Origin of the sequence: Chelatococcus sp. GCM10030263, from assembly GCF_042666455.1 — a bacterium.
GTDB lineage: Bacteria > Pseudomonadota > Alphaproteobacteria > Rhizobiales > Beijerinckiaceae > Chelatococcus.
This window is the reverse complement of sequence record NZ_JBHTDB010000003.1, coordinates 513,584-538,544: the sequence shown is the minus strand read 5'-3', so window position 1 is coordinate 538,544 and position 24,961 is coordinate 513,584. Positions and strand designations below refer to the sequence as shown.

Sequence of the window (24,961 nt, the reverse complement as noted above, 5' to 3'; positions counted from 1 at the left end):
TTGCTCAGTGATAGTTCGAGAATTAACTTGTTTTACATAAGTAAAGGGGGGATAAAATCGGTTTATATTTTTTTACATTTTATCTATGGGAAACTATTGCCCGACACAGATGAGTATGGCAGAAAGTTATCGGCTCGCTTGGAGCTGCAATTTCGACTGTCGTCCATGCCAATCATCCTCACTGATGCCATCATTACCGAGTTCCTCGGTTCCCTTGCTGCGCTGCTGACGACGCTGTGCTGGATTCCCCAAGCCGTCCGGGTGATCCGCACGCGTGAGACGCGGGCCTTGTCGCTCGCCACGCAAGTCGCCTTCGCGGCCGGCGTCTTCTTCTGGCTGCTCTATGGCATCCTGGTGGCGAGTTGGCCCTTGATCGGCGCCAACGCCGTCACCCTGCTGCTGACGCTGCTCATCCTGCAGGTAAAGCTACGCTTCGGCTGATCGCCCTAACTTTTCCTTGCATCTGCCTTGCGGCTTCCGGCGATTTGTGTTGCAGTGCAGCGTAACGAGCCGGGTCGGGCGTGCGGCAGCGCACGGAAGGGCCCATGGCTGGACAGCTAGCGTGAGGGCTGTACGGGGGTGTTCGGGGCCTGTTGATCTGGCCCGCAAACGATCACTGCGACATTGACATGAGCTGTGTGGGGTCGGCGCGATCAATGCGAGTTTTGCGGTATTCTCGCCTGTTTGGCGCTTGCTTGGCGCTATCCGCCTGGGCAATCGGGCCAGTCGCACCCGCCCTGGCGCAGGAGCCGGCGGCGAACGGGCAGACACCGGCAGCCGCCGCCGCCGGCCGGACGCCGCATGCAGGCTTCGAAATGCCGAGCTTGGCTGAACTGACGGTTGCCGAACCGCTGCTCCAGTGGATGGACGACGAGACGCTGAAGCAACTCGAATTGCCCGACCTCAATTCACTGACACCCTATACCGGCCGGCGAAAGACGTCCCGCGCGACGGCCGCATGGAACGTCTCGCCGCTGGTCCGTGGAGTCAGCGCGTCCAAGCCCACCCTGCCGCTACCCGCCGTTCCGCAGCCTACGGAGAAGGCGGTCGGGATGGTCGTGGGGCCGATGCCGGGGCTCAGCCTGTCGACTGAAGTTGCCAGCGACGACGGACGGTGGGGTCACCAGGGTACACGTATGGACTGGGCCCTGACGCGTCAGGCGCCGCAGTCCACGCAGGGGTTCATCTGGGGCGGCTCCGCCTCGGGCGGCGTGGACGTGCAGGGGACGCCAAGCCAGGCCTTCGCGGTGAGCCTCGGCCTGCGCCGCGGCAAAGACGATGGCGCTTGGCGGGTGACGCCCGAGGTTGCCGTGAACTCGACCTATCAGCCCGACAATGCCTCGCGCTGGGGCACCACTGTCAAACCGAGCGTCGCTGCGTCGGCACGCATCTTCCACTCGGACCGCGGCTGGCTCGACGCCAATATCGACACGCGCGTCGGCTATTCGATTCCCGTGACGGCGAGCAGCGCAGGGCAACTCGATGCGGCGGCCATGCTGCGTCTGACGTTCAAGGGCTTCCAATAAGCTGACTGCGCAAGGCTGGGGCGCAGCATTCGCATTCAACGGAGGGCGACAAGGCTCTATCGTGCCGGTCTCGTCGCCCGTCTCCCGTGAGCCTTCCGAGCCTCCATGCCGCAATTCCTCGCGCTTCAGTCCACTGCCACAATCCTGCCGATCGCCCTGCTCATCTGTTCGAATGTCTTCATGACCTTCGCCTGGTATGGGCACCTCAACTACAAGTCCGCCCCGCTCTGGGCCGCGGTGGTGGTGAGCTGGGGCATTGCCTTCTTCGAATATTGTCTCGCGGTGCCGGCAAATCGCATCGGCGCGAGCGTCTACTCGGCCGCCCAGCTGAAGACCATTCAAGAGGTCGTCACGCTTGTCGTCTTTGCCGGCTTCTCGGTGTTCTTCCTGAAGCAGCCGCTCACCATCAACCATGCCATCGGCTTCGCGCTGATCGCGCTCGGGGCGGCCTTCATTTTCAAGAGCCCGCTGGCCTGAGCCTGAGCAGCCGGCCATTGCTCTCGTCGGTCAGGAGATAGAGCAGCCCGTCGGGTCCTTGGCGCACGTCGCGGATGCGGGCGCCGAGGTCCGTCAGCAGCCGCTCTTCGCGCAACACGCGATCGCCTGAGAGCTCCAGCCGCACCAGCATCTGGCCGGCGAGCGCGCCGGTGAACAGGTTCCCCTGCCAGCCGGGATAACGGTTGCTCGTGAGGAAGGCCATGCCCGAGGGGGCAATGGACGGGTCCCAATAGAAGACGGGCTGTTCCATGCCGGGCCGCGTTGTGCCGACGCCGATCTTGGCGCCGGAGTAGTGCACGCCATAGCCGATCACCGGCCAGCCGTAATTGGCGCCTTTACGAATGATATTGACCTCGTCGCCGCCGCGCGGCCCATGTTCGATGACCCACGGCACACGCGTGCGTGGGTTGATCGCTGCCGCCTGCGGATTGCGGTGGCCATAGCTCCAGACCTCCGGCCGCGCGCCTTCTCGTCCGACGAAGGGATTGTCCCTCGGGATCGACCCGTCGCGGTTGATGCGCACCACCTTACCGAGATCGGTCGACAGGTCCTGCGCCCTGTCGCGCAGGTCGAAGCGCTCGCCGAGGGTCACGAACAACGTGCCGTCGGGCGCGAAGGCGAGCCGCGAGCCGTAGTGATTGTTGCCGCTGTAGCCCGGCTCCTGGCGGAAGATGACCGCGACGTCGCTCAAGCGCAGCGCGTCCTCGTCGAGCCGTCCCCGCGCGACCGCCGTGCCGGCGCGCCCGCCGGCTCGCGGCTCGGCATAGCTCAGATAGATGAGGCGATTGCTGGAAAAATTGGGATCGAGCGCAACGTCCAGCAGTCCGCCCTGGCCGCGTGCCTTCACTTCGGGAACGCCGGCGACGGGCTGAGATTTCGCCCCTTCGCTCGACACCACGCGCAGGCTGCCGCCACGCTCCGTGACGAGCATCCGTCCGTCCGGAAGGAAGGCGAGGCTCCAAGGGCGGTTCAGGCCGTTCGCGACCGTCTCCACCACAACCTGCCCATCGACAGCCTGCCCACGTCGGGCGCGGTCCGGAGCGCTTTGCGCCCGTCCCTGTTCAGCCGCCAAGATCGCCGAACAGGCGAGCAAGCCCAGCGCGAGTGCACGCATCGTCCGTCCTCCGTCGTTGCCCAGCATAGGCACGCATCAAGCGTGCACATGGGGCCGGAGGACGGTTCGTCAAGCGCGTCCCTATGAAACGCGCGTCGGGACGGGCAGGCGGACGGTATCGGTCGTGGAAATGTGATTGATCGCGGTGATTGCGAGAGTGGCTACGGTCAGCACGATAACGAGCATGAGCGACATCTTGAACTGACGCTCGACCTCGAAACGCGACATGGATGCGGCGACGGTACGCGACTTGCGGATATCCGCCATCCGGATGGGATCATTGATATTCATACGAGCTCCCTCCGAGCCCTACGACTGATGTTCCGAACGTAGATCTGCCTGGGATTGCCAGCGGTGCGATGGCACACCATGGCAGATGCCGGTCGGCGTGGCTTCTGCAAGTCAATGGGGCAGTTAACGGAAAGTTCCCGCCGCTGCGCGGTGTCGCCTTGCGCGGCAATGCCCGAGCGACTAGTGTCCGGCGCCTTTCGAAAAACCCCTTGAGGAGCCGGTGCCATGGCCTTTCTTGCTGATGCCCTCTCGCGCATCAAGCCGTCCGCGACGATCACGCTGACGCAAAAGGCCCGAGATCTCAAAGCCACCGGTCGCGACGTGATCTCGTTGTCCGTCGGCGAGCCGGATTTCGACACGCCGGAGAATGTGAAGGAAGCCGCGATCGCCGCCATTCGCCGGGGCGAGACGAAATATACCCCCGTGCCCGGCATCGTGCAGCTGCGCGAGGCGATCACCCGCAAGTTCAAGCGCGAGAACCACCTCGACTACAAGCCCTCGCAGGTCATCGTCGGGACGGGCGGCAAGCATGTCATCTACAATGCCCTGCTCGCCACCCTCAATCCGGGCGACGAGGTGGTGATCTCCGCGCCCTATTGGGTCAGCTATCCGGAGATCGTCGCGCTGTGCGGCGGCACACCGGTGATCGTCAACACGATGATGGAGAAAAACTTCAAGCTGCAACCCGAAGACTTGGAGCGGGCGATTACCCCGAAGACGAAGTGGGTTCTGCTCAACTCGCCGTCGAATCCGTCCGGCGCAGCCTATAGCCACGACGAGATGAAGAAGCTCACCGACGTGCTCGTCCGGCATCCGCATGTCTGGGTGCTCACGGACGACATGTACGAGCATCTCGTCTATGGCGACTTCGAGTTCGTGACGCCAGCGCAGGTCGAGCCCGCGCTCTACGACCGCACCCTGACCATGAACGGCGTGTCGAAGTCCTATGCCATGACGGGCTGGCGCATCGGTTATGCGGCCGGCCCCGAACAGCTCATCCGCGCCATGGACATGGTGCAGGGGCAGCAGACCTCCGGCGCCTGCTCGATCGCGCAATGGGCGGCGGTGGAGGCCCTCGACGGTCCGCAGGACCATCTGAAGGTCTTCCGCAAAGCCTTCGAGGAGCGTCGCGCGCTTGTCGTTTCCATGCTCAACCAGGCGCGCGGCCTGACCTGCCCGACGCCGGAGGGCGCATTCTACGTCTATCCCTCCTGTGCGCCGCTGATCGGCAAGAGGACGCCGTCCGGCAAGGTCATCGAGACGGACGAGGACTTCGTCATGGAGCTGCTCGCCATCGAAGGCGTCGCGGCCGTGCACGGCTCGTCCTTCGGCCTCGGGCCGAATTTCCGCGTGAGCTACGCCACCTCCGTCGACAAGCTGGAAGATGCCTGCTCGCGCATCCAGCGTTTTTGCGCGGAGCTCCGCTGAGGCGAGCGCGCCGGACCGGAACTCGGCGGCGGAAGGGCGCGTTGGGGAAGCATCGACAGCGATCGATTTCTTGACGATCGACGGAGAGCTTCCATGAACAACCGCATCCTTCCGCGCCTTCTCGGCGCCGCGACTCTCGGTGTCGTCGTAGTCGCGACGAGTCTTCCGGCGGCTGCCCAACGCGGCGAGAACCGCGTCGGCCGATTGACCTGCAACGTCTCCGGCGGGCCGGGGCTCCTCATCACCTCGGCGAAGGCGCTGAGCTGCGTCTATCACGACCGCGCCGGCTGGCAGGACCACTATGTCGGCACGATCCGGCGCTTCGGTCTCGACCTCGGCGCGACCACCGGCGGCACGCTCGTCTGGGATGTGCTCTCGACGAGCAGGAGCGCACGCCGTGGGGCCCTTGCGGGTGGCTATGGCGGCGTATCCGGCGAAGCCACAGCGGGTGCCGGCGTCGGGGCCAATCTCCTGGTCGGTGGATCGCGCCGGTCGTTCAGCCTGCAACCCCTGTCCGTCCAGGGACAGCGCGGCGTCAATATCGCGCTCGGTGTGGCTGCGCTCGAACTGGCGCCGGCGCGCGTCACCGGCCGGCGTCGCTGACGCCGCGCGCCGATTCGTGACGCGCAGCGACGGCCCTCCGAATACAGCTTGATTCGCGACGCCGATGGCGTGACCATCTCCCGAGGGGCCGCAAAGAGCCCGACAGATGCGACCACCGCCCCATGGCGGTGGCTCCGCGGGAGAGGAGAATGCCATGGTTGCGCAAAGCGGCAGAGACGCCGCGGGGCCGCGATTGATCGCGATCGTCGGTCCCCAGCAGAGCGGCAAGACGACACTCCTAGAAGCTATCCTGGCGCGGGCCGGCGCCATCGATCGGCAGGGCCGGGTGGCCGACGGCAATACCCTTGGCGACGCGAGCCCGGAGGCTCGCGCTCATCTCATGAGCGTCGAGGCCAATGTCGCCTCGATCGATTATCTCGGCGACCGCTATACCTTCATCGATTGTCCGGGGTCGGTCGAATTCCAGCACGAGATGCGCACCGTATTGCCGGCCTGCGATGCGGCAGTGGTCGTGTGCGAGGCAGACCCGCGCAAGCTGCGCGCCCTCGAAGTGGTGCTGCGCGAGCTCGAGGAAGCCGGCATTCCTCGCCTCGTCTTTCTCAACAAGGTCGATGGGGCGACGGCTGAACTCTGGGACGCCCTCACGCTTCTCCAGAGCGCGTCGCGCACGCGCCTTCTCCTGCGCCAGATCCCGATCTGGAAGGACGGCATCGCCGTCGGCTTCATCGATCTCGCCCTGGAGCGGGCCTTCGTCTATCGCGAGCATGCGGCGAGCGAGGTGGTCGAGTTGCCGGAAACCGAACTGCCGGCCGAGAAGGAAGCGCGCTACTCGATGCTCGAGAAGCTCGCCGACTATGACGACGCCCTTCTCGAAGCGCTTCTCGACGACATCGAACCGCCGCGAGACCGCATTTTCGACGATCTGTCGCGCGAATTGCGCGAGCAGCATGTGGTTCCGGTGCTGCTCGGGGCCGGCGAGCGCGGCAACGGCGTCACGAGGCTCCTGAAGGCCTTGCGCCACGAGGCGCCGGATGTGAGCGCGGTTGCGGTGCGGCTCGGTGTGCCCACCGAGGGCCCGGCGCTCGCGCAGGTGATCAAGACCTCCCATGTGGCCCAGGGCGGCAAGCTCTCCCTGGTGCGCGTGCTGCGCGGCAGCTTCAGCGAGGGCACGACCGTTACCGGATCGAGCGGCGCGGAGGCGCGCGTCGCCAGCATCCTGCGGCTCCAAGGCGCTGCCACGACGCGGCTCTCGGCCGCGCAGGCAGGCGATACGGTGGCCCTCGCGCGCCTCGAAGGCATCGCCACGGGCGAAACGATCGCCGAGGGCCGTGTCGCGCCGCTGGCGTTGGCACCGGTCGCTCCCCCGCAGCCTGTTTTCGCGAGCGCACTCGCCACCAGCGATCGCAAGGACGACGTCCGCCTGGCCACCGCTCTCGCCAAGTTCATGGAAGATGATCCATCGCTTACCGTGGAGCACCGGCCCGATCTCGGCGAAATGCGCCTGTGCGGTCAGGGCGAGATGCATCTGCGGGTCGCATTGGAGCGCCTGCAGAGTCGTTACGGCGTGCAGGTTTCCGTCCGTCGCCCCAATGTCGCCTATCGCGAGACGATTCGCAGCCCGGCCTCGGCGCGCGGCCGGCATAAGAAGCAATCCGGCGGCCACGGCCAGTATGGCGACGTGGTGATCGACGTCGCGCCGCTGGCGCGCGGTGAGGGGCTGATCTTCACCGACATGATCACCGGCGGGGTTGTGCCGCGGCAGTATATCTCCTCCGTCGAAGCCGGGGTGCGCGAGGCGGCAGGCCGCGGGCCGCTCGGTTTCCCGGTCGTCGATTTCGAAGTGACGCTGAAGGACGGCTCGTACCATTCCGTCGATTCCTCGGATATGGCGTTCCGGGCGGCGGCGCGGCTTGCGCTCGCCGAGGCCCTGCCGAAGGCCAGCCCCGTGCTGCTCGAGCCGGTGCTCGGCGTCGAGCTCGCGCTGCCGTCGGAGGTGATGGTGAGAATCACCGGGCTGATCTCGGCGCGCCGGGGGCAGATCCTCGGCTATGATCGCCGCCCGGGCTGGGATGGATGGGATGTTGTTCGCGCCCAGATCCCCGAAGCGGAGATCGGCGACCTGATCGTCGATTTGCGCTCGGCCACAGCCGGGGTCGGCACCTTCTCTGCCCGCTTCGATCATTTCGCCGAGCTCACCGGCAAAGCTGCCGAAAGCGTGGCGCAAGCGGCGCACGCATAGCGCCGCGCATGCATAATGGCCATGCCAACGAGAGACTTCGTTGTAAGATGCTTGTCAGATTGGCCTGAGGGCCGGGCAGGAAACGATCGATGGCCAAGACGGGTTCGCCGGGGGCAAGTGCCACCTCCGCCAAGAGCGTGAACGAGGGGAGGGGCCCGGGGGCATCATCGGCCCATGCTGCCCCCTGGCTCTCGGCCTATCCGCCGGGCATGCCGCAGGCGATCGATAGCGCAAGCCTCGGCACGCTCGCCGATCTCTTCACGACGGCCATCGACCGCTACGGCGAGCGTGCCGCCTTCCGCAGCTTTGGCGCCAGCCTGAGCTATCGCGACCTCGGCCGCGCCGCCGACGCGGTGACGTCCTGGCTGCAGAGCCGCGGGCTGCGTAAAGGCGATCGCATCGCCATCATGATGCCGAATGTGCTCGCCTATCCGGCGATCATGATCGGCGCGATCCGCGGCGGTTATGCGGTGGTCAATGTCAATCCGCTCTATACGGCGCGCGAGCTGAGGTTGCAGCTCGCCGACGCCGAGCCGCGCGTCGTCTTCGTTCTCGAGAACTTCGCGCATGTAGTGCAGGAAGTCCTGCCGGAACTCCCGCTCGAGGCGGTCGTCGTGGTGTCGCCCGGCGACCTGATGGGCTTGAAGGGCGGGATCGTCAATTTGGTCTCGCGGCATGTCAAAAAGGCCGTGCCGCCTTTCTCGCTGCCGAACGGCATCAGTTTCGCCAAGGCCCTCGCCGCCGGCCGAAAGGCGGCGCCCGCACCAGTGACGATCGCCGGCGAGGATATCGCCTTCCTGCAATATACCGGCGGCACGACCGGCATTCCGAAGGGCGCGATGCTCACCCATCGCAATATCGTCGCGAATGCCGCGCAAATCCGCGCCTGGGTCGGCACCTGGGTGCCGGACGATACACCTGGGCAGGTGATGGTGACGGCGCTGCCGCTCTACCACATCTTCGCGCTCACGGCGTGTTGCGTCAGCCGGCTGACGGCGGGCGTGACCTCGCTGCTCATCGCCAATCCACGCGACATCGGCCGCCTGATCAAGACGATGAAGAGCGAGCGCTTCACCATGCTGTGCGGCGTCAACACGCTCTTCAATGCCATCGCCAATCACCCGGCGGCGAAGAGCGTGGATTTCTCCCATCTCGCCTTCTGCGTATCGGGCGGCATGGCGACGCAGCAGGCGGTCGCCCGGCGCTGGAAGGATCTGACCGGCCGGCCGATCATCGAGGGCTACGGGCTCTCGGAAACCTCACCGGTGATTTCGGTCAACCGGCTGGATATCGAAGCCTTCACCGGCACGGTCGGCTATCCCTTGCCTTCGACGGAGGTCGTCATCCGCGCGCCGGGCAGCGACACGGATCTCGGCCTGGGCGAGGTCGGCGAGATCTGCGTGCGCGGCCCGCAGGTCATGGCCGGCTATTGGCGCCACCCGGAGGCGACGGCGGCGGTGATGACCGCCGACGGCTTCTTCCGCACCGGCGATCTCGCGGTGATGGAGCCGGACGGGGTGCTGCGCATCGTCGACCGCATCAAGGACATGATCATCGTGTCCGGCTTCAACGTCTATCCGACGGAGGTCGAGGACGTCATTGCCCGCCATCCGAAGGTGCTGGAAGTCGCGGTCATCGGCCTGCCCGATGCACAATCCGGTGAAATCGTCACCGCTTATATCGTGCCACGCGATCCCTCGCTCACCGAGGAGGAGATCCGCGCCTTCGCCAGGGAGAGCTTGACCGGCTACAAGCTGCCGCGGCGCATCGTGTTCCGGCAGAGCCTGCCAAAGTCCAATGTCGGGAAGGTGCTGCGCCGCGTGTTGCGCGAAGAGGTGCTGGCGGGCGAAACGGCGGGCGCGCAGGCCTGATCACTCCCGAAGGCGTGACTTGCAGCCGGCGCAAAATGCGCGCTTGTTTCCTGACAAACGAGGAAGCGAGGCTCTCGATGTTCGTGAAAAAAAGACGTGGCTGGGAACTGCCCGAGCAGGACGCAACGGCCGAGCCGCTTTTCTTCAACAGACGGGCCGTCATGGCTGGGACGGGCGCGATCGCCGGCACCGCCTTCCTACCGGGGCTGGCACGGGCTGCGGCGGATCCGACCGCGAGCCTCTATCCGGCCGCACGCAACAGTCACTACACGCTCGACCGGCCGATCACGCCCGAGGCCGACAACACCAACTACAACAATTTCTACGAATTCGGCTTTTCCAAGCGCGTCGCTTCGGCGGCGGAGGCCCTGCCGACTCATCCCTGGACCATCAAGGTCGACGGGCTCGTTGAGAAACCCTTCGAGATCGCTTTCGAGGATCTCGTAAAGCGGGTGACGCTGGAGGAACGCCTCTATCGCCACCGCTGCGTCGAGGCCTGGTCGATGGCCGTGCCCTGGACGGGCTTTCCCATGCGTGCGCTCGTCGAGATGGCAAAGCCCCTCGGCTCCGCAAAATATGTGGTGATGAAGACCTTCCTCGATCCCAAGATCGCGCCGGCGCAAAAGCAGACCTGGTACCCCTGGCCCTATACGGAGGGGCTCACGATCGCCGAGGCCACGAACGATCTCGCCTTCATCGTCACGGGCGCCTATGGCAAGCCGCTGCCCAAAGTGATGGGCGCGCCGATCCGGCTCGCGACGCCGTGGAAATACGGCTTCAAGTCCATCAAATCGATCGTCGCCGTCTCCTTTTCGGAGAAGCGGCCAGTCAGCTATTGGGAGAGCCTGCAATCTTCGGAATATGGCTTCTGGGCCAATGTGAATCCGGAGGTGCCGCATCCGCGCTGGAGCCAGGCGCGCGAGGAGATCCTGGGAACCGGCGATTATCGGCCGACGCTGATCTACAACGGTTACGGCGAGTATGTCGCCGATCTCTATAAGGGCATGGACGGGGAAAAGCTGTTCATGTGAGCGGCGGCCGGCCCAAGACGTAGGCGTCGCCGCATCGGAGCGTGCCGGCGCTCGATCCCGCACGGCTGAGTAACGCCCTTCGCGCCTGTGACGGCCGAAGCAGGCGCATGGCCGACGTTTTGATTCGCGCAAGGGGGATGCCGAGGCCCATCTGGGGCCGGGGCGGCGTGCAATGCAGCCGGTGCAAATAAAAGGGGCCGGAAATCCGTGAGGAAATCCGGCCCGAGTTAATGCCTGACCGAAGTCAGAACACTTCCAGAGGGGAACGGCCGAAAACAAGCTCTACGCCGGGAGGTGGTGCGGAGCCCAACGTCTTCAGCCACCATCAATATGATCCCGGAACTGCCTTTTTGCAATGCAACACGTGGCATGACTGCTATGCAGATGCCGCATATTTAATCGGCCTCACAACCCTATCAGTAGGTCCACCGCTGGGCCTTGCCGATCAGGAAATCGCGGAAAACCTGGACGCGAGCGACGTTCTTCATCTCCTCCGGAAAGACCAGGTAACTGTCCAGCGAAGGCATCTCGACGTCGGTCAGAATTTGCACAAGGCCAAGCCCAGGCTCGACGATGTAATCCGGCAGCACCGCAATGCCGGCGCCCCGCTCGGTTGCTTTCTTCAGAGCGGTCATGTTGTTGACCACGAGATGGTAGGGGCGCGGATCCTTGGAGTCGCGGCCGGCGGTAGCGAGCCAATGCACCGCCAACAGGTAATGGGGAATCGACCCGCCGAAGGTCAGGATGCGGTGGCTGTCCAGGTCCGCCAATTTGTCGGGTTGGCCAAATCGCTTGAGGTATTCGGTGGACGCATAGACATGAAAATGCACCGTGAAGAGGCGGCGCTGGATGAGATCGCCCTGCACGGGTTGCCGCAGGCGGATCGCCACGTCGGCTTCGCGCATCGAAAGATCGAGCTCGTCGTCGGTCAGGATCAACTCCACCCGGACATCCGGATAGAGATCGAGGAACTCGCCCAGCCGCGGCGTCAGCCAATGGGATCCGAGGCCAAGCGTCGTCGTGACGCGCAGATTGCCGGAGGGGCGCTCGCGTGATTCGGCGAGCCGCGCCCGCGTCGAATCGAGTCGCATGGTCATATCGCGCGCGGCGCGGAAAAGCAGTTCGCCCTGCTCGGTCAGGATGAGACCGCGGGCATGCCGATGAAACAGGGGCGCTCGCAACTCCCGCTCGAGCGCACTGACTTGTCGGCTGACAGCGGACTGGCTCAGTCCGAGATCATCGCCGGCGCGCGTGAAGCTGCCCGCCTCGGCGACGGTGTAGAAAATGCGAACTTTATCCCAATCCACGGCCGCCCCCCGGGCGTCTTCTATGTTCTGATTTCGGATCCGCGACGTCCCGTCACTCGGCCGCCCTGAGGTCGGCCTTTTGTGTGACCAACCATCGTTCTGCCTCCAAGGCCGCCATGCAGCCGAGCCCGGCTGCGGTGACGGCTTGGCGGAAGACCTCATCGGTCACGTCGCCGGCGGCGAAGACTCCGGGAATGGAGGTCGCCGTCGACCCGGGAACGGTGCGGATATAGCCGGAAGGGGTCAGGTCGAGCTGCCCGGCGACCATTTCGCTCGCCGGCTTGTGCCCGATCGCCACGAAGACGCCGTCCGTCTTCTGTTCCGTGATCTCTTTCGTCAACACGTTCTTGAGACGAACGTGGCTGACCGAGAGCGGCGCCTCGGAGCCGCAGATTTCCTCGAGTTCCGTATTCCAGAGCACCTTTATGCGCGGGTGCTGAAACAGCCGTTGCTGCAGGATGCGCTCGGCGCGCAGGCTATCGCGGCGGTGGACGAGCGTGACCTCCGCGGCGATCTGGGCCAGATAGAGCGCTTCCTCGACCGCGGTATTGCCGCCGCCGATCACGACCACCTGCTTGTTGCGGAAGAAGAAGCCATCGCAGGTGGCGCAGGCCGAGACCCCGAAGCCCTGAAATTTCTGCTCGGACGGCAGGCCGAGCCAGCGGGCCTGGGCCCCGGTCGCGATGATCAGCGTGTCGGCCGAATAGGTGTCGCCCCCGTCGCCCTTGAGCTCGAAGGGCCTGCGGCCGAGGTTCACGGACGAGATATGGTCGCTGACGAGCCGGGTGCCGACGTGCTCTGCCTGAAGCCGCATCTGCTCGACGAGCCACGGGCCCTGGATGACATCGGCGAAACCCGGGTAGTTTTCCACATCCGTGGTGATCGTGAGTTGCCCGCCCTGCTGAATGCCGGTGACGAGCACCGGCTCGAGCATTGCCCGGGCTGCATAGATGGCGGCCGTATAGCCGGCAGGCCCGGAGCCGACGATGAGAACTTGGGCATGCGTGTGGGTCATAGTCTGGTCCGGTGCGCGGCCTTTTCGACCGCTGCCGATGCGGCGCTCGCGCCGCGGGAGGGGATCACAGATGCGCCTGATACCGTCGAAAAGCTACGGCGATCGCATCCGCGATGATTGATGTTGAATTTAATGGCACGTATGCGCCCTGTTCAAGCCTTCCCGCGAAAGTGCGCACAGCTCCTGCGCACCTGAGGCCTTGGAGCAACGCTTTGATCTTATCGTGGCCGCCGGAGGGCTCGAAAACGAGGATGGGCATTCCCGTTACCGCTGCCTCGCTCAACATATTGGTCGAATCAGCGGTGACCACGACCGAATCAGCCAATGCGAGAAGCGCGATATAGGGATTGTCGCCCATGCCGTCCCATAGATAGCCGGCCCCCGATGCGGCGAGCTCGGCGAGTGCGGCGGCAAGGGGCGGGGGCGTGCGCCGCGATGCGGTCATCATCAGCGCAACGCCTGAGTCGGCGAGGCGGCGCAGGTCGGCCAGAAAGCGGGCGATGTCGGCCTCGGTGAAGCGGTAATGGCGGCTGTTGCCCCCGACGAGCACCGCCGCGCGCGGGGCAGGCAGAGCAGCGAGCGCCGGCGGCGGGTTCTCGCGTGCCGCCGCGAGCCGCTCGGCGGAGACGCGATGCGGGCTCGTCAAGGTGACGAGGACATTGTCGCCCCGCAGGCGGTCATGTTGCGCCACCCAGATGAAATCCGCCGCGCCGGTGCCGGTACGCGGGTCCTTGAGAATGACGGTGAAGGTACGCCCCCGCGAAGCCCGCTTCACATGGCGGACATAGGCGATGGAGCGCCGCCCGGAGGCGATGAGGAGATCGGGGAAGGGCGGCGCGACCGGGCTTGCCGGCCGGCCAGGCGCCTCGCGCGGGTCGATCGGCCCGTAAGGCATGGCCCAGGAGAAGGGCGGGCGGGGTGCAACGCGCCGCACGGCGGGCTCGAGGCCGAGCGCATCGGTGATGGCCAGGCACTGAGCCTCGTCGCCGATCTTGCCGTCCGTCAGCACCCATGCGCTCGTCTTCGCCGGTAGCGTCACGATGGGCTCCGATCAGCGGGCGCCTGCCGCGCCCTTGTGTCACTCTGCCGTCCGGTCTACACAGCCTGCGCAGCCGCGGGAAGGGATGGTTTCCCCTTGCGTTTCACCTTGGACGCCACCGATTGGAAGATCCTCAGCGGGCTTCAGGCCGACGGCCGCATCACAAATGTGGAACTCGCCAAGCGGGCGGGGTTGTCGGCTCCTCCCTGCCTCCGGCGGGTGCGTGCGCTCGAAGAAGCCGGCATCATCAAGGGCTATCGCGCGCTTCTCGATGAGAAGCAGCTCGGCTACCAGGTGACCTGTTTTGCGATGGTGCATCTGGCGAGTCAGGCCGAGACCGACCTCGCCCAGTTCGAGGAGCGCATCCGCGCCTGGCCGCTGGTGCGTGAATGCTGGACCCTCTCGGGCGATATCGACTACATCCTGAAATGCGTCGCGCCCGATCTCAGGGCTTTCCAGAGCTTCGTGCTGGAGCTGACCGGACTGCCCAATGTGCGAAACGTGCGCACAGCGGTGACGCTCGACGTCGTCAAGGACGAGCCGATCGTGCCCATGGAGCGCAGCTGACGCGACTGCGAGGTTAGCCGAGGACGTCGCGCTTTACCCAGCGCGCAAAGTTCTGCGAGAGGCTGACGATGCGTCGCTCGTCGATATTGGGAAGATACCACGCGCCGGCGGTCGAGGACGGCAGGGCGAGCAGAATGTGGTATTTGGCCAGCACCTCGCCGCGGCGTGACAGCACGAAGGCATCGCCTTCGAGATAGTCATTGGTGTTTTCGGCATCGCCGGGGAAGTCGCTTCCGCCACCACCGACGTAGCTCTCCAGCGTCACGCCCTGCATCACCACGCTCAGCTGGGCGCCGCCGCTCGCCATGCGCCCGGCGAATTCCCGCCGGAGCTGGTCGGCCGTCGCCTGCTGGATGAGGTCGGACCAGGGGCCGAGCCCCTTGGCGCGCAGCTGCGAGACATCGACCCGGATCGAGGAGATGACCAAAGATGAGGCGAGCCCCGCCGGCAGCGGGGTATTGCGGGCGGACACACAGCCTGCTCCGCCGAGAACGGCGAGCGCCGCCAAGCCGGCCACAATGGCCCTGCGAGACCGTACGCCATCCGGGCGGCCGGCCAACTCGCCCGGGGCGCTGTCGCTTACCGGTTCCCCCGTCTCCGCGAGGTCAGCGGAAGGCGACATTGACGATCTCGTAGGATTTCCCGCCACCCGGCGTATTCACCTCGACGGAGTCGCCGATCGTCTTGCCGATGAGGGCGCGCGCAACGGGGGAGGTGATCGACATCCGTCCGAGGCGCACGTCCGCCTCCGGCTCGCCGACGATCTGGTAGACCTTCTGCTCCTCCGTGTCCTCGTCGACGAGGGTCACGGTCGCGCCGAATTTGATGACCTGACCATCGAGCTTCGATACGTCGATGATCTCCGCGCGCGAGATCAGCGCCTCCAGCTCCTGCACGCGGCTTTCGTTCAAGCCCTGCGCTTCCTTGGCGGCGTGGTACTCGGCGTTCTCCGACAGATCGCCCAGCGCACGCGCCTCGGAGATTGCCTGGATGATGCGCGGACGTTCCTCCTGCTGGCGGCGCTTCAACTCCGCCTCCAGGGCGGCATAGCCCGCCGCGGTCATCGGGATCTTCTCCATTCGTCCTTCTCTCGTCATGCCGAACTAGCCGCGCCGTTCCCGTCTTGCGAGAACCGGTTGACGGCACGGCCGGGGTTAAACGCGACACTCACTATCATCTGTCGCGTCGGGCGGAGGATCAGTGCTGTGCCGGCCAATATTCCTGCAAGGCACGCACCTCCAATTCGCCGTCGCGATAGGCTTTGATGCCTTCGGCGGCGGCGGCGGCACCAGCAAGAGTGGTATAGTAGGGGACCTTATGCAAGAGGGCGGCGCGGCGCAGCGATTGCGAGTCCGCAAGCGCCTGCGCGCCCTCGGTCGTATTGAAAACGAGCTGGATGCCGCCATTCTTGATGGCGTCGACCACATGCGGCCGGCCTTCGAGCACCTTGTTGATCTTCGAGGCGGCGATGCCGTTCTCCTCAAGGAAGCGCTGAGTGCCTGAGGTTGCCACGATCTTGAAGCCGAGCCCGGCCAAGAGTCGCATGGTCGGCAGAATCCGCTCCTTGTCCACATCCTTCACCGAGACGAAGACGGTGCCCTCGGTCGGCACTTTGGTGCCGCCGCCGAGCTGGCTCTTGGCAAATGCGATGCCGAAGGAGCGATCGAGGCCGATGACCTCGCCGGTCGAGCGCATCTCCGGGCCGAGCAGGACGTCGACGCCCGGAAAGCGGGCGAAGGGAAACACCGCTTCCTTGACGCCGATATGATCGAGCTTGCGCGCGGTCAGGTCGAAGGCGGTCAAAGCCTCGCCGGCCATTACCCGGGCCGCGATCTTGGCGATCGGCCGGCCGATCACCTTGGCGACGAAGGGCACCGTACGCGAGGCGCGGGGATTGACCTCCAGCACGTAGATGTCACCGTTCTTGATGGCATATTGCACGTTCATCAGGCCGCCCACCTCGAGAGCGAGAGCCAATGCCTTTGTCTGGCGTTCGAGTTCGGCGAGGATATCGGCACCGAGTGAATGCGGGGGCAGGGAACAGGCGCTGTCGCCCGAGTGAATGCCCGCCTCCTCGATATGTTCCATGATCCCGGCGATATAGACGTCGCGCCCGTCCGCGAGCGCGTCCACATCGACCTCGATGGCGTCCGAAAGGTAGCGATCGAAGAGCAGCGGATTCTTGCCGAGCAGGGTGTTGATCTGGCCGGTCTTGTCGTTGGGATAGCGCGCCTTGATGTCGTGCGGCACGAGCGCCGGCAGGCTGTCGAGCAGATAATCGGAGAGCGCCTCGTCATCGCGGATGATCGCCATGGCACGTCCGCCGAGCACGTAAGAGGGCCGCACGACGAGCGGCAGCCCGACCTCGGCGGCAATAAGCCGCGCCTGCTCGACCGAATAGGCGATGCCGTTCTTCGGCTGTTTCAGGTTGAGCCGGTCCAGCAGGCGCTTGAAGCGGTCCCGGTCTTCCGCGAGATCGATGGCATCGGGCGAGGTGCCCAGGATCGGCACCTGCTCAGCCTCCAGGGCGCGTGCGAGCTTGAGCGGCGTCTGGCCGCCGAATTGCACGATGACGCCGTGCAGCCGCCCCGCCTGGCGTTCCGTGTCGATGATTTCGAGCACGTCCTCTGCGGTGAGCGGCTCGAAATAGAGCCGATCGGAGGTGTCGTAATCGGTCGAGACCGTCTCCGGATTGCAATTGACCATGATGGTCTCGTAGCCCGCGTCCTTCAGTGCGAAGGCCGCATGGCAGCAGCAATAATCGAACTCGATGCCCTGGCCGATGCGGTTCGGTCCGCCGCCGAGAATGATCACCTTGTTGTGCCCGCTCGGCGCCGCCTCGTCGGCCGGCGTGCCGGCGAAGGGCGCGGCATAGGTCGAATACATATAGGCGGTGGGTGAGGCGAATTCGGCCGCACAGGTGTCGATGCGCTTGAACACTGGGCGAATGCCGAGGGCGCGGCGATGCGTCTTCACCTCCGCCTCGCTGTGGCCGGAGAGAACCGCGAGCCGGGCGTCGGAGAAGCCCATGGACTTGAGCTTGGCGAAGGCGCGCGGCGTCTGCGGCAGTCCGTGGGTGCGGACCTTGGTCTCCGTCGCGACGAGCTCGGCGAGCTGTTCCAGGAACCAGGGGTCGATGCGGCAGGATTCGTGAATTTGCGCCGTGGTGAGCCCCAGCCGCAGCGCCTGGGCGACGATCAACAGGCGATCGGGGGTCGGGGTGCCGAGCGCTGCCTTCACGGCATTGCGGTCATCGCCATGTCCGAGGCCGGGAATGTCGATCTCGTCGAGACCGGTGAGCCCGGTTTCAAGCGAGCGCAGGGCCTTCTGCAGACTTTCCTGGAAGGTACGGCCGATGGCCATCGCCTCGCCGACCGATTTCATGGCGGTCGTCAGGGTCGGCTCGGCGCCGGGGAACTTCTCGAAGGCGAAGCGCGGGATTTTCGTGACGACATAGTCGATCGACGGCTCGAAGGAGGCGGGCGTCGCCCCTCCGGTGATGTCGTTGGCGATTTCGTCGAGGGTGTAGCCAACCGCGAGCTTCGCCGCGACCTTGGCGATGGGGAAGCCAGTCGCCTTGGAGGCGAGCGCCGAGGAGCGCGACACGCGCGGGTTCATCTCGATGACGATCATGCGCCCGTCGGCGGGATTGACGGCGAATTGCACATTCGAGCCGCCGGTCTCGACGCCGATCTCGCGCAGCACCGCCAGCGATGCGTTGCGCATGATCTGATATTCCTTGTCGGTGAGCGTCAGCGCCGGCGCGACGGTGATCGAATCGCCGGTGTGGACGCCCATCGGATCGATATTCTCGATGGAGCAGACGATGATGCCGTTGTCCGCCTTATCGCGGACGACCTCCATCTCATATTCCTTCCAGCCGAGGACGCTCTCCTCGATCAGCACCTCGCTCGTCGGCGAGGCGTCGATGCCGCGCTCGACGATGTCGATGAATTCGCCCTTGTTGTAGGCGATGCCGCCGCCGGTGCCGCCCATGGTGAAGGAGGGGCGGATAATGGCCGGCAGGCCGATATCGTCGAGTGCCGTAAGCGCCTGTGCCAAGGTCTTGACGTGGTGCGAGCGCGGCGTCTCCAGGCCGATCTTCTTCATCGCTTCGCGGAAGAGCTCGCGATCCTCGGCCTTGTCGATGGCTTCCGCCGTCGCGCCGATCATCTCGACGCCGAATTTCTCGAGCACGCCCATCTTGCGCAGCGACAGCGCGCAGTTGAGCGCGGTCTGCCCGCCCATCGTCGGCAGGAGCGCATCCGGACGCTCCTTCTCGATGATCTTGGCGACGACCTCGGGCGTGATCGGCTCGACATAGGTCGCATCGGCGAGATCGGGGTCGGTCATGATCGTCGCCGGATTGGAGTTGACCAGGACGATGCGGTAGCCCTCGGCGCGGAGCGTCTTGCAGGCCTGGGTGCCGGAATAATCGAATTCGCAGGCCTGTCCGATGACGATCGGCCCCGCGCCGATGATGAGGATCGAGGAGATATCGGTGCGTTTTGGCATGATCGTCCGGTCGGTGTGAGACTCTGACAAGTTTCGGCAGCGCGATCCGCCCGGCATGCCTCGGCAAGGCTCGCCAGTATGCGCGGAAGGACCGCAGGATTGAAGGATGACGGCTGAAGGCCTCGTTTACACGGCGCGGCCCGGCAAAGGAAGCCCTGAAAGCTCAGCCGTGCACATGCGAGGCGTGCAGCCGCCGGTACGCCTGCCCGTTCAGGCGCGGTAGAGATCCGTCAGGCCGCCCGTCCTGCCGGTAACGGGATCGGTTGCCGGCATCGGTACTTGCGCAATGCGCGCCGCGGCCGCCGTGTAACCGGCCGGGTCGGCCTTGATGAGATCGACCTCGACGCCCGGCGGATAGGCGCCGACCACCAGGAAATCGTCCGAGGCCAACTGGCGCTTGTGCCCGACACCTGCGGGGATGACGACGACGTCGCCAGCCTCGACCTCCACGTCTCGCCCATTCTCGCCACCGAAACGCACCAGGGCCTTGCCGCGGGCGATGCCGAGCGCCTCGTGCGCCGTCGAGTGATAGTGGTGGAAGGGGTAGATGCCGTCGCGCCAGAGGCCGGTCCAGCCATTCTCGGTAAACAGCCGTTCGATCGCCGCCGCCGGATCGTTCTCGTCGAGCTTGACGACCCCGCGGTAGAGGAGGAGCGGCAGGCGACTGTTGGGAACCCTGCCGTCGCCGATGAAGGTGAAGCAGGCATGGCGTGGGGGAAAGACTTGGCTCATCGCTGGGCCTCCTCGTCAGTCTTTCCCTGGATATATAGAGCGTTCAAGCGCGCCGCATATGGGCTCAGGCGCGCTTGGCCTTCTCCTCCTCGATCATCGCCACGAAGCGGTCGAACAGGTAGTGGCTGTCCTGCGGACCGGGCGATGCTTCCGGGTGATGCTGCACGGAAAAGGCCGGCCGGTCGGTCAGGGCGATGCCGCAGTTCGAGCCGTCGAACAGCGAGACATGCGTCTCGACCGCGTTGGCGGGCAGGGTCTCGCGGTCCACGGCGAAGCCGTGATTCATGGAGACGATCTCCACCTTGCCGGTCGTCTCGTCCTTCACCGGGTGATTGGCGCCGTGGTGGCCCTGGTGCATCTTGGCCGTCTTGGCGCCGACCGCGAGGCCGAGCATCTGGTGGCCGAGGCAGATGCCGAAGGTCGGCAGCTTCTCGTCGAGCAGCCGGCGGATGACGGGCACGGCATATTCGCCCGTCGCTGCCGGATCGCCCGGGCCATTGGCCAGGAAGACGCCGTCCGGCTCGAGCGCCAGGATGTCCTCGGCGGTCGCGGTCGGCGGCACGACGGTGACCTTGCAGCCGCGTTCGGCGAGAAGCCGAAGGATGTTGCGCTTCACGCCAAAGTCGACGGCGACCACATGGTGCTTGGCTGCGCCCTCGCGACGGCCGTAGCCCTTGCCGAGCACCCATGTGGTCTCGTCCCATTCGTAGCGCTGCGTCGTGCCGACGAGGGGGACGAGGTCGAGGCCGTCCATGGACGGGACGGCGGCAGCCTCCGCCTTCAGGCGGGGAAAATCGAAATTGCCGTCTGGGGCATGAGCGATGATGGCATTCGGCATGCCCTTTTCGCGGATCAGCGCGGTCAGGGCGCGGGTGTCGATGCCCGAGAGGCCGACGATGCCGCGAGATTTCAGCCATTGGTCCAGATGGCGAGTGGCGCGCCAGTTGGCGGGTTCGGTGACATCCGCATGCACGATGATGCCGCGCACGCCGGAGGAGGCGGCGATATTCACCGTCTCGATGTCGTCGTCATTGACGCCGACATTGCCGATATGCGGGAAGGTGAAGGTGATGATCTGGCCGGCATAAGACGGGTCGGTCAGGATCTCCTGATAGCCGGTCATCGCCGTGTTGAAGCAGACCTCGCCGGGCGCCTCGCCGATCGCCCCCAAGCCGAAGCCTTCGAGAACGGTGCCGTCCGCCAATACCAGGAGGGCGGTGGGACGCGGCTCGTCCCAGCCGTCCGACAGCCCGGCCTGCGCCGGCGCATCGTCTTGCAGCTTCGTCATGATGCGTTTAAGCCCTCGGTCAGCCCGGAGTGCGGGCGCAACAAAAACGGGCCAAAAAGCCCGAAGGCCGCCCGCAGGTCATATGGGTGGTCGTTTAATGAACTGCCACCATATACGTCAACGTTCATTCGTCACCGAGAGATTCGTCGAGAGGTCGCCATGCTACGCGAGCGCTTCACCACGGCCATGAAGGAAGCCATGAAGGCCGGCGACAAGAGCCGGCTTTCGGCTGTGCGCCTCATCCAGGCCAAGCTCAAGGACAAGGATATCGAGGCGCGGGGTGCCGGACGCGGCGAGTCGAGCGAGGAGGAAATCCTTGCCCTGCTGCAAAAGGAGATCAAGCAGCGCCAGGAATCGGCCGCGATCTACGAGCAGGCCGGACGCCCCGAGCTCGCAGCGCAGGAGAAGGCAGAGGCCGAGGTCATCGCGAGCTTCCTGCCCGCCCAGCTCTCCGACGACGAGATGGCGGCGGCCATCAAGGCCGCGATCGCCGAGACGGGGGCTGCCGGCATGAAGGACATGGGCAAGGTCATCGGGCATCTGAAGGGCCGGCATGCCGGCCAGATGGACTTCGCCAAGGCGAGCGGGCTCGTGAAGGCACAGCTCTCCGGCGGCTGATGTCAAACCTCGACGAGATCGAGCCTTTTCTCGATCCGGTCGAGGCGCGTCTCGATGCGGTCCATGCGGGAGGAGAGCGAGGCGTACTGCTGTTCGAGAAGCACGTATCGTTGCTCAAGAAGGCCGAGGCGCTGTTTGATCTCGCGATTGTCCTCGCGTAGCGCATCGACCTTCTCGTCGAGACGCCCGAGGTAGTGCAGAGCGATATTGTCTGGTTCCTCGACCATGCCGGAATGTCGGGGCAACCGCCAAGGCTGTCAACAAGAAGGGGCCATTGTGGCCCCCCGTGCCGGCGTCGAGCAGCTATATCCTCGGCTTCATACCGACGCTCACGCCGATCGAAGTGCCGTTGTCTAAGCGGTATTCCGCCCCGACGCCCACGATAGGCTCCGGCTTGAGGATAGTCTGACGGCCGTAAGGATCGTCCTTGACGTAGAATGTGTTGTCGAGGGCGGTAAAGCCGTAGATCATCAGCCTATCTGTTGCGAGGGTGCCGAGGCGCAGGCTCGCGCGGGCGGTTGCGTAGCGGTTGACGTCGATGCGCGAGGGGCCTGCGAAACGATGCCCGCAGGCCGGCTCCATGGCCACGTCGAAGGCCGGCCCCCAATAGACAGGGCCCGCCGGCTGCCAGAAGCCGGCCGAGCCCCCCAGGCTCGGACCTGCAAGCGTCATGCCCGACAGCGACGTGGCGGTGAAGCCGGCATTGACTGCAAAATAGGGGATCGTCCAGGCGATTCGCTGCGTCGAGAAGCCCCATGCGGAGGGCAGGCCGTCGTCGCACGCGCCGTGCCGAGACCGGCGAGCGCACAGGCGATCGAAAGAGCAACAGGCAACCGAAGACTCATGGCCAAACTCCCGAAACGTGGCTGTTCCGATCGGCCCTTGATGCGTAGAACTGATGGCCGCAGGGTGGGAGATTACCGGCGCTTTCGTGACTTCGGCTTGCATTCGCGAGCAATCAGGTTGCACCTGCCGCCTCGCGCGGCGAGCAACAAAGATTGGCGGCGATCCTTGTGGAAACTGTGGATAAGGCGAGCCTGGCAGGGTAAATGAGGAGTACACTGCATTCGCTTGTGCCGTCGCATTCACTCCTCGGAGAGCGATCGGGTGTAATCGGCTTTGTGACAGTTTCGACCCGTCGGGGCCTATAACCTGCTCATGCGCTTTCCGCCGTCCATCCTCGAGGAGATCCGGGCCCGTCTGCCGGTCACGGCCGTGGTTGGCCGGCGCGTGCGCCTGGCCAAAGCGGGGCGGGAATGGCGCGGGCTTTCGCCCTTCAATGCCGAGAAGACGCCGTCCTTCTATGTCAATGACCAGAAGGGCTTCTATCACTGCTTCTCCTCGGGCAAGCACGGCGACATCTTCACCTTCCTGATGGAGACCGAGGGGGTCTCCTTCCCCGAGGCCGTGGAGCGGCTCGCGGCGGAGGCGGGGGTCGCACTGCCCAAGATCTCGGAGGAAGCGGAAGTCGAGGAAAAGCGCCGTCGCGGCCTCCATGAGGTGATGGATCTGGCGGCCCAATTCTTCGAGGCGAATCTGGCGGGCAAGGCGGGCGTTCAGGCCCTGCGCTATCTGGAGGGTCGTGGGCTCGGCGAGGAGGCGCGACGCCAGTTTCGCCTGGGCTATGCGCTGCCCGAGCGCTTCGCCTTGCGCGACCATCTCGCCGCACAAGGCGTTTCGGTGGATGCGATGGTCGAGGCGGGGCTTCTCGCGACCCGCGACGATGTCGCTGTGCCCTATGACCGCTTCCGCGACCGCGTGATGTTCCCCATTTGCGATCTGCGCGGCCGGGTGATCGCCTTCGGCGGTCGCGCCATGAGCGCCGATGTGCAGGCGAAATATCTCAACTCGTCGGAGACGCCGCTCTTCCATAAGGGGCATGTGCTCTACAACCACCATGCGGCACGCAAGGCGGCCCACGACAAGGGCACGGTGATCGCCGTCGAGGGCTATGTCGACGTCATCGCCATGGCGCTCGCGGGTTTTCCCCATGTGGTAGCGCCGCTCGGCACCGCTTTGACTGAGGAGCAACTGGCACTTCTCTGGCGCATGGCGCCGGAGCCTATTCTTTGCTTCGACGGCGATGGCGCAGGCCGGCGCGCCGCATACCGGGCGATCGACGTGGCGCTGCCGCATCTCGTGCCGGGGAAGTCGGTGCGTTTTGCGCTGTTGCCCGAGGGACAGGATCCGGACGATCTTGCCCGCAGCGGTGGCGCGAGCGCCATCGGCGCCGTGCTCGATGCCGCCCGGCCGCTCGTCGACCTTCTGTGGACGCGCGAGGTGGAGGCGGCCCCGCTCGACACGCCCGAGCGGCGGGCGGCGCTCGAAAAACGCCTGTTCGGCCTGCTCGCCGGCATCCGCGACGAGGATCTGCGCCGGCATTACCGCGCCGAGATCGGCGATCGGCTCAGGCAGCTGCTGCCGCAAGGCGGCCGCCGCAACGAAGGGCGGTCGGATTATGCAGGCGGCCGTGGCGGCCGGGGAGGTCGTCAGCCGTACCGGCCGGATTTCCGTGCGCGGGGAACGGCGCCACTCAAGGCGAGCCCGAGCTTGGCGCGCCATCCGCTTTTCGCATCGGCGGGATCGGGCGCGCCGCGCGAGGCGCTGATCATGCTGACGCTCCTTGCCCATCCCGAATTGCTGCACCGCTACGGCGAGGAGGTAGCGACCCTCGAATTCACGCATGCGGACGCGATCCGGCTGCGCGCCTGGCTCGTCGACCTGGCGGGACGGGAGCAACTGGACGGGCGTGAGGCCATCGTCCTGGCGTCTGAACTCACGGCGAGCGCCGCGCGGCTGCGGGCCGCCGTACGCCCCGGCGACGTCTGGGCGCTCGATGGGGAGGCGGATATTTCCGCCGTCGATGAGATGCTCTGTCAGGCATTCATCTTGCATCGGCGCGCTTACACGCTACATAGCGAGTTGAGAGCTGCCGAGCGTGCCCTGGTCGATGAGGAGAGCGAGGCGAGCCTTGCATGGCTGGCGGAGATCCGTGCCCAGCTGACGTCGCTCGAAGGCGCGGCGGCTGATCGGGAGGCGGGAGCCGGCTCTGGTCTCTTCGGTTTGGTGGCCGGTCAGGCCCCTAATCCGGGGCGGCGTTCGTGACGACGGGCCGGTTTGCGAGGGCCGATCGCTTGGCAGGGGTCAAGCGCAGGCCGTCATTATTTTACGTATTTTCGGCGCGGCATGCTGCGACCGGAGGGTGGTTAACGATTAGTCAAGCGGTCACGCGCTTGTATCAGTGAAGAGATGGGTGGCGGGGCTTTCGCCCACGCTGCCCCTTTGGCTATGAGCGCACCCGGCTTGCGAATGGCCGGT

Annotated in this window: 23 protein-coding genes; 11 read left to right on the top strand and 12 right to left on the bottom strand. The window is 65.4% G+C overall.

Annotated features, from left to right (window positions below; translation table 11 throughout):
• Positions 1 to 165: 165 nt before the first annotated feature.
• The 3 genes from ACFQU1_RS07065 to ACFQU1_RS07055 all read left to right on the top strand — a co-directional run bounded on the left by ACFQU1_RS07065 (position 166) and on the right by ACFQU1_RS07055 (position 2,003).
• Positions 166 to 441 (top strand): SemiSWEET family sugar transporter, encoded by a 276-nt coding sequence (locus tag ACFQU1_RS07065; RefSeq protein WP_378130740.1) that lies wholly within the window; start codon positions 166 to 168, stop codon positions 439 to 441.
• A 254-nt stretch (positions 442 to 695) separates the two neighbouring features.
• The gene (locus ACFQU1_RS07060) at positions 696 to 1,526 is read left to right on the top strand and encodes a hypothetical protein (RefSeq protein ID WP_378130739.1); all 831 of its coding nucleotides are present in this window, start codon (positions 696 to 698) and stop codon (positions 1,524 to 1,526) included.
• Between the two features lie 105 nt (positions 1,527 to 1,631).
• Positions 1,632 to 2,003, top strand: coding sequence for a DMT family protein (locus ACFQU1_RS07055; protein ID WP_378130737.1), 372 nt, complete (start codon positions 1,632 to 1,634; stop codon positions 2,001 to 2,003).
• Here ACFQU1_RS07055 and ACFQU1_RS07050 read toward each other — a convergent pair.
• A complete protein-coding gene (locus ACFQU1_RS07050; protein WP_378130735.1) occupies positions 1,984 to 3,138 on the bottom strand; it encodes a PQQ-dependent sugar dehydrogenase in 1,155 nt (384 codons plus the stop codon). The two genes, ACFQU1_RS07055 and ACFQU1_RS07050, sit on opposite strands and share 20 nt — an antisense overlap.
• 81 nt (positions 3,139 to 3,219) lie before the next feature.
• Positions 3,220 to 3,429 (bottom strand): hypothetical protein, encoded by a 210-nt coding sequence (locus ACFQU1_RS07045; RefSeq protein ID WP_378130732.1) that lies wholly within the window; start codon positions 3,427 to 3,429, stop codon positions 3,220 to 3,222.
• 225 nt (positions 3,430 to 3,654) lie between these two features.
• On the opposite strand from ACFQU1_RS07045, the gene ACFQU1_RS07040 reads away from it, so the two are divergent.
• The 5 genes from ACFQU1_RS07040 (at position 3,655) to msrP (ending at position 10,562) form a co-directional block, all read left to right on the top strand.
• Complete coding sequence (locus tag ACFQU1_RS07040) at positions 3,655 to 4,857, top strand: pyridoxal phosphate-dependent aminotransferase (RefSeq protein ID WP_378130730.1); 1,203 nt, start codon at positions 3,655 to 3,657, stop codon at positions 4,855 to 4,857.
• Positions 4,858 to 4,950: 93 nt separating this feature from the next.
• Positions 4,951 to 5,460 carry a DUF992 domain-containing protein gene (locus ACFQU1_RS07035; RefSeq protein ID WP_378130728.1) on the top strand — a complete coding sequence of 170 codons (510 nt, stop codon included), beginning with the start codon at positions 4,951 to 4,953 and terminating at the stop codon, positions 5,458 to 5,460.
• A 154-nt stretch (positions 5,461 to 5,614) separates the two neighbouring features.
• A complete protein-coding gene (locus tag ACFQU1_RS07030; RefSeq protein ID WP_378130726.1) occupies positions 5,615 to 7,660 on the top strand; it encodes an elongation factor G in 2,046 nt (681 codons plus the stop codon).
• Between the two features lie 89 nt (positions 7,661 to 7,749).
• On the top strand, positions 7,750 to 9,531 hold the full coding sequence (locus ACFQU1_RS07025) for an AMP-binding protein (RefSeq protein WP_378130724.1): 1,782 nt from the start codon (positions 7,750 to 7,752) through the stop codon (positions 9,529 to 9,531).
• A gap of 77 nt (positions 9,532 to 9,608) precedes the next feature.
• A complete protein-coding gene (msrP, locus tag ACFQU1_RS07020; RefSeq protein WP_378130722.1) occupies positions 9,609 to 10,562 on the top strand; it encodes a protein-methionine-sulfoxide reductase catalytic subunit MsrP in 954 nt (317 codons plus the stop codon).
• Positions 10,563 to 10,978: 416 nt separating this feature from the next.
• On the opposite strand, the gene ACFQU1_RS07015 is transcribed toward msrP, so the two are convergent.
• The 3 genes from ACFQU1_RS07015 to ACFQU1_RS07005 all read right to left on the bottom strand — a co-directional run bounded on the left by ACFQU1_RS07015 (position 10,979) and on the right by ACFQU1_RS07005 (position 13,923).
• Positions 10,979 to 11,869, bottom strand: coding sequence for a LysR family transcriptional regulator (locus tag ACFQU1_RS07015; RefSeq protein WP_378130720.1), 891 nt, complete (start codon positions 11,867 to 11,869; stop codon positions 10,979 to 10,981).
• A 52-nt stretch (positions 11,870 to 11,921) separates the two neighbouring features.
• Positions 11,922 to 12,884 (bottom strand): thioredoxin-disulfide reductase, encoded by a 963-nt coding sequence (gene trxB, locus ACFQU1_RS07010; protein WP_378130718.1) that lies wholly within the window; start codon positions 12,882 to 12,884, stop codon positions 11,922 to 11,924.
• Positions 12,885 to 12,948: 64 nt separating this feature from the next.
• On the bottom strand, positions 12,949 to 13,923 hold the full coding sequence (locus ACFQU1_RS07005; RefSeq protein WP_378130716.1) for a mitochondrial fission ELM1 family protein: 975 nt from the start codon (positions 13,921 to 13,923) through the stop codon (positions 12,949 to 12,951).
• 96 nt (positions 13,924 to 14,019) lie between these two features.
• Here ACFQU1_RS07005 and ACFQU1_RS07000 point away from each other — a divergent pair, with 96 nt between their 5' ends.
• Entirely contained in the window at positions 14,020 to 14,490 is a 471-nt protein-coding gene (locus tag ACFQU1_RS07000; RefSeq protein WP_378130714.1) for an Lrp/AsnC family transcriptional regulator, read from the top strand.
• Positions 14,491 to 14,503: 13 nt separating this feature from the next.
• Here ACFQU1_RS07000 and ACFQU1_RS06995 read toward each other — a convergent pair whose 3' ends face one another.
• The 5 genes from ACFQU1_RS06995 to carA form a co-directional block, all read right to left on the bottom strand.
• Positions 14,504 to 15,112, bottom strand: a complete 609-nt coding sequence (locus ACFQU1_RS06995; RefSeq protein WP_378130711.1) for a hypothetical protein — start codon at positions 15,110 to 15,112, stop codon at positions 14,504 to 14,506.
• Entirely contained in the window at positions 15,096 to 15,569 is a 474-nt protein-coding gene (gene greA, locus ACFQU1_RS06990) for a transcription elongation factor GreA (RefSeq protein WP_378130709.1), read from the bottom strand. The genes ACFQU1_RS06995 and greA overlap by 17 nt, the downstream gene beginning before the upstream one ends.
• 118 nt (positions 15,570 to 15,687) lie before the next feature.
• A complete protein-coding gene (gene carB, locus ACFQU1_RS06985) occupies positions 15,688 to 19,005 on the bottom strand; it encodes a carbamoyl-phosphate synthase large subunit (protein WP_378130707.1) in 3,318 nt (1,105 codons plus the stop codon).
• A gap of 210 nt (positions 19,006 to 19,215) precedes the next feature.
• Positions 19,216 to 19,737: a cupin domain-containing protein gene (locus tag ACFQU1_RS06980; RefSeq protein ID WP_378130704.1), complete on the bottom strand. Its 522-nt coding sequence runs from the start codon at positions 19,735 to 19,737 to the stop codon at positions 19,216 to 19,218.
• A 64-nt stretch (positions 19,738 to 19,801) separates the two neighbouring features.
• Entirely contained in the window at positions 19,802 to 21,025 is a 1,224-nt protein-coding gene (gene carA, locus ACFQU1_RS06975) for a glutamine-hydrolyzing carbamoyl-phosphate synthase small subunit (RefSeq protein WP_378130701.1), read from the bottom strand.
• 159 nt (positions 21,026 to 21,184) lie between these two features.
• Here carA and ACFQU1_RS06970 point away from each other — a divergent pair, with 159 nt between their 5' ends.
• Complete coding sequence (locus ACFQU1_RS06970) at positions 21,185 to 21,643, top strand: GatB/YqeY domain-containing protein (protein ID WP_378130699.1); 459 nt, start codon at positions 21,185 to 21,187, stop codon at positions 21,641 to 21,643.
• Positions 21,644 to 21,645: 2 nt separating this feature from the next.
• On the opposite strand, the gene ACFQU1_RS06965 is transcribed toward ACFQU1_RS06970, so the two are convergent.
• On the bottom strand, positions 21,646 to 21,870 hold the full coding sequence (locus tag ACFQU1_RS06965) for a hypothetical protein (protein WP_378130697.1): 225 nt from the start codon (positions 21,868 to 21,870) through the stop codon (positions 21,646 to 21,648).
• Positions 21,871 to 21,946: 76 nt separating this feature from the next.
• Positions 21,947 to 22,315, bottom strand: coding sequence for a hypothetical protein (locus ACFQU1_RS06960; protein ID WP_378130695.1), 369 nt, complete (start codon positions 22,313 to 22,315; stop codon positions 21,947 to 21,949).
• A gap of 486 nt (positions 22,316 to 22,801) precedes the next feature.
• Between ACFQU1_RS06960 and dnaG the strand changes: the two genes are divergently transcribed.
• Positions 22,802 to 24,748, top strand: a complete 1,947-nt coding sequence (gene dnaG / locus ACFQU1_RS06955) for a DNA primase (protein ID WP_378130693.1) — start codon at positions 22,802 to 22,804, stop codon at positions 24,746 to 24,748.
• Positions 24,749 to 24,961 lie beyond the last annotated feature (213 nt).

What these genes read in the sequence shown, in the direction of transcription:
- ACFQU1_RS07065 (WP_378130740.1), top strand. Translation starts at nt 166, where the DNA reads ATGCCAATCATCCTCACTGATGCCATCATTACCGAGTTCCTCGGTTCC.
- ACFQU1_RS07055 (WP_378130737.1), top strand. Translation starts at nt 1,632, where the DNA reads ATGCCGCAATTCCTCGCGCTTCAGTCCACTGCCACAATCCTGCCGATC.
- ACFQU1_RS07050 (WP_378130735.1), bottom strand. Translation starts at nt 3,138, where the DNA reads ATGCGTGCACTCGCGCTGGGCTTGCTCGCCTGTTCGGCGATCTTGGCG.
- ACFQU1_RS07045 (WP_378130732.1), bottom strand. Translation starts at nt 3,429, where the DNA reads ATGAATATCAATGATCCCATCCGGATGGCGGATATCCGCAAGTCGCGT.
- ACFQU1_RS07040 (WP_378130730.1), top strand. Translation starts at nt 3,655, where the DNA reads ATGGCCTTTCTTGCTGATGCCCTCTCGCGCATCAAGCCGTCCGCGACG.
- ACFQU1_RS07035 (WP_378130728.1), top strand. Translation starts at nt 4,951, where the DNA reads ATGAACAACCGCATCCTTCCGCGCCTTCTCGGCGCCGCGACTCTCGGT.
- ACFQU1_RS07030 (WP_378130726.1), top strand. Translation starts at nt 5,615, where the DNA reads ATGGTTGCGCAAAGCGGCAGAGACGCCGCGGGGCCGCGATTGATCGCG.
- ACFQU1_RS07025 (WP_378130724.1), top strand. Translation starts at nt 7,750, where the DNA reads ATGGCCAAGACGGGTTCGCCGGGGGCAAGTGCCACCTCCGCCAAGAGC.
- msrP (WP_378130722.1), top strand. Translation starts at nt 9,609, where the DNA reads ATGTTCGTGAAAAAAAGACGTGGCTGGGAACTGCCCGAGCAGGACGCA.
- trxB (WP_378130718.1), bottom strand. Translation starts at nt 12,884, where the DNA reads ATGACCCACACGCATGCCCAAGTTCTCATCGTCGGCTCCGGGCCTGCC.
- ACFQU1_RS06995 (WP_378130711.1), bottom strand. Translation starts at nt 15,112, where the DNA reads ATGTCGCCTTCCGCTGACCTCGCGGAGACGGGGGAACCGGTAAGCGAC.
- greA (WP_378130709.1), bottom strand. Translation starts at nt 15,569, where the DNA reads ATGGAGAAGATCCCGATGACCGCGGCGGGCTATGCCGCCCTGGAGGCG.
- carB (WP_378130707.1), bottom strand. Translation starts at nt 19,005, where the DNA reads ATGCCAAAACGCACCGATATCTCCTCGATCCTCATCATCGGCGCGGGG.
- ACFQU1_RS06980 (WP_378130704.1), bottom strand. Translation starts at nt 19,737, where the DNA reads ATGAGCCAAGTCTTTCCCCCACGCCATGCCTGCTTCACCTTCATCGGC.
- carA (WP_378130701.1), bottom strand. Translation starts at nt 21,025, where the DNA reads ATGACGAAGCTGCAAGACGATGCGCCGGCGCAGGCCGGGCTGTCGGAC.
- ACFQU1_RS06970 (WP_378130699.1), top strand. Translation starts at nt 21,185, where the DNA reads ATGCTACGCGAGCGCTTCACCACGGCCATGAAGGAAGCCATGAAGGCC.
- ACFQU1_RS06965 (WP_378130697.1), bottom strand. Translation starts at nt 21,870, where the DNA reads ATGGTCGAGGAACCAGACAATATCGCTCTGCACTACCTCGGGCGTCTC.
- ACFQU1_RS06960 (WP_378130695.1), bottom strand. Translation starts at nt 22,315, where the DNA reads ATGACGCTTGCAGGTCCGAGCCTGGGGGGCTCGGCCGGCTTCTGGCAG.
- dnaG (WP_378130693.1), top strand. Translation starts at nt 22,802, where the DNA reads ATGCGCTTTCCGCCGTCCATCCTCGAGGAGATCCGGGCCCGTCTGCCG.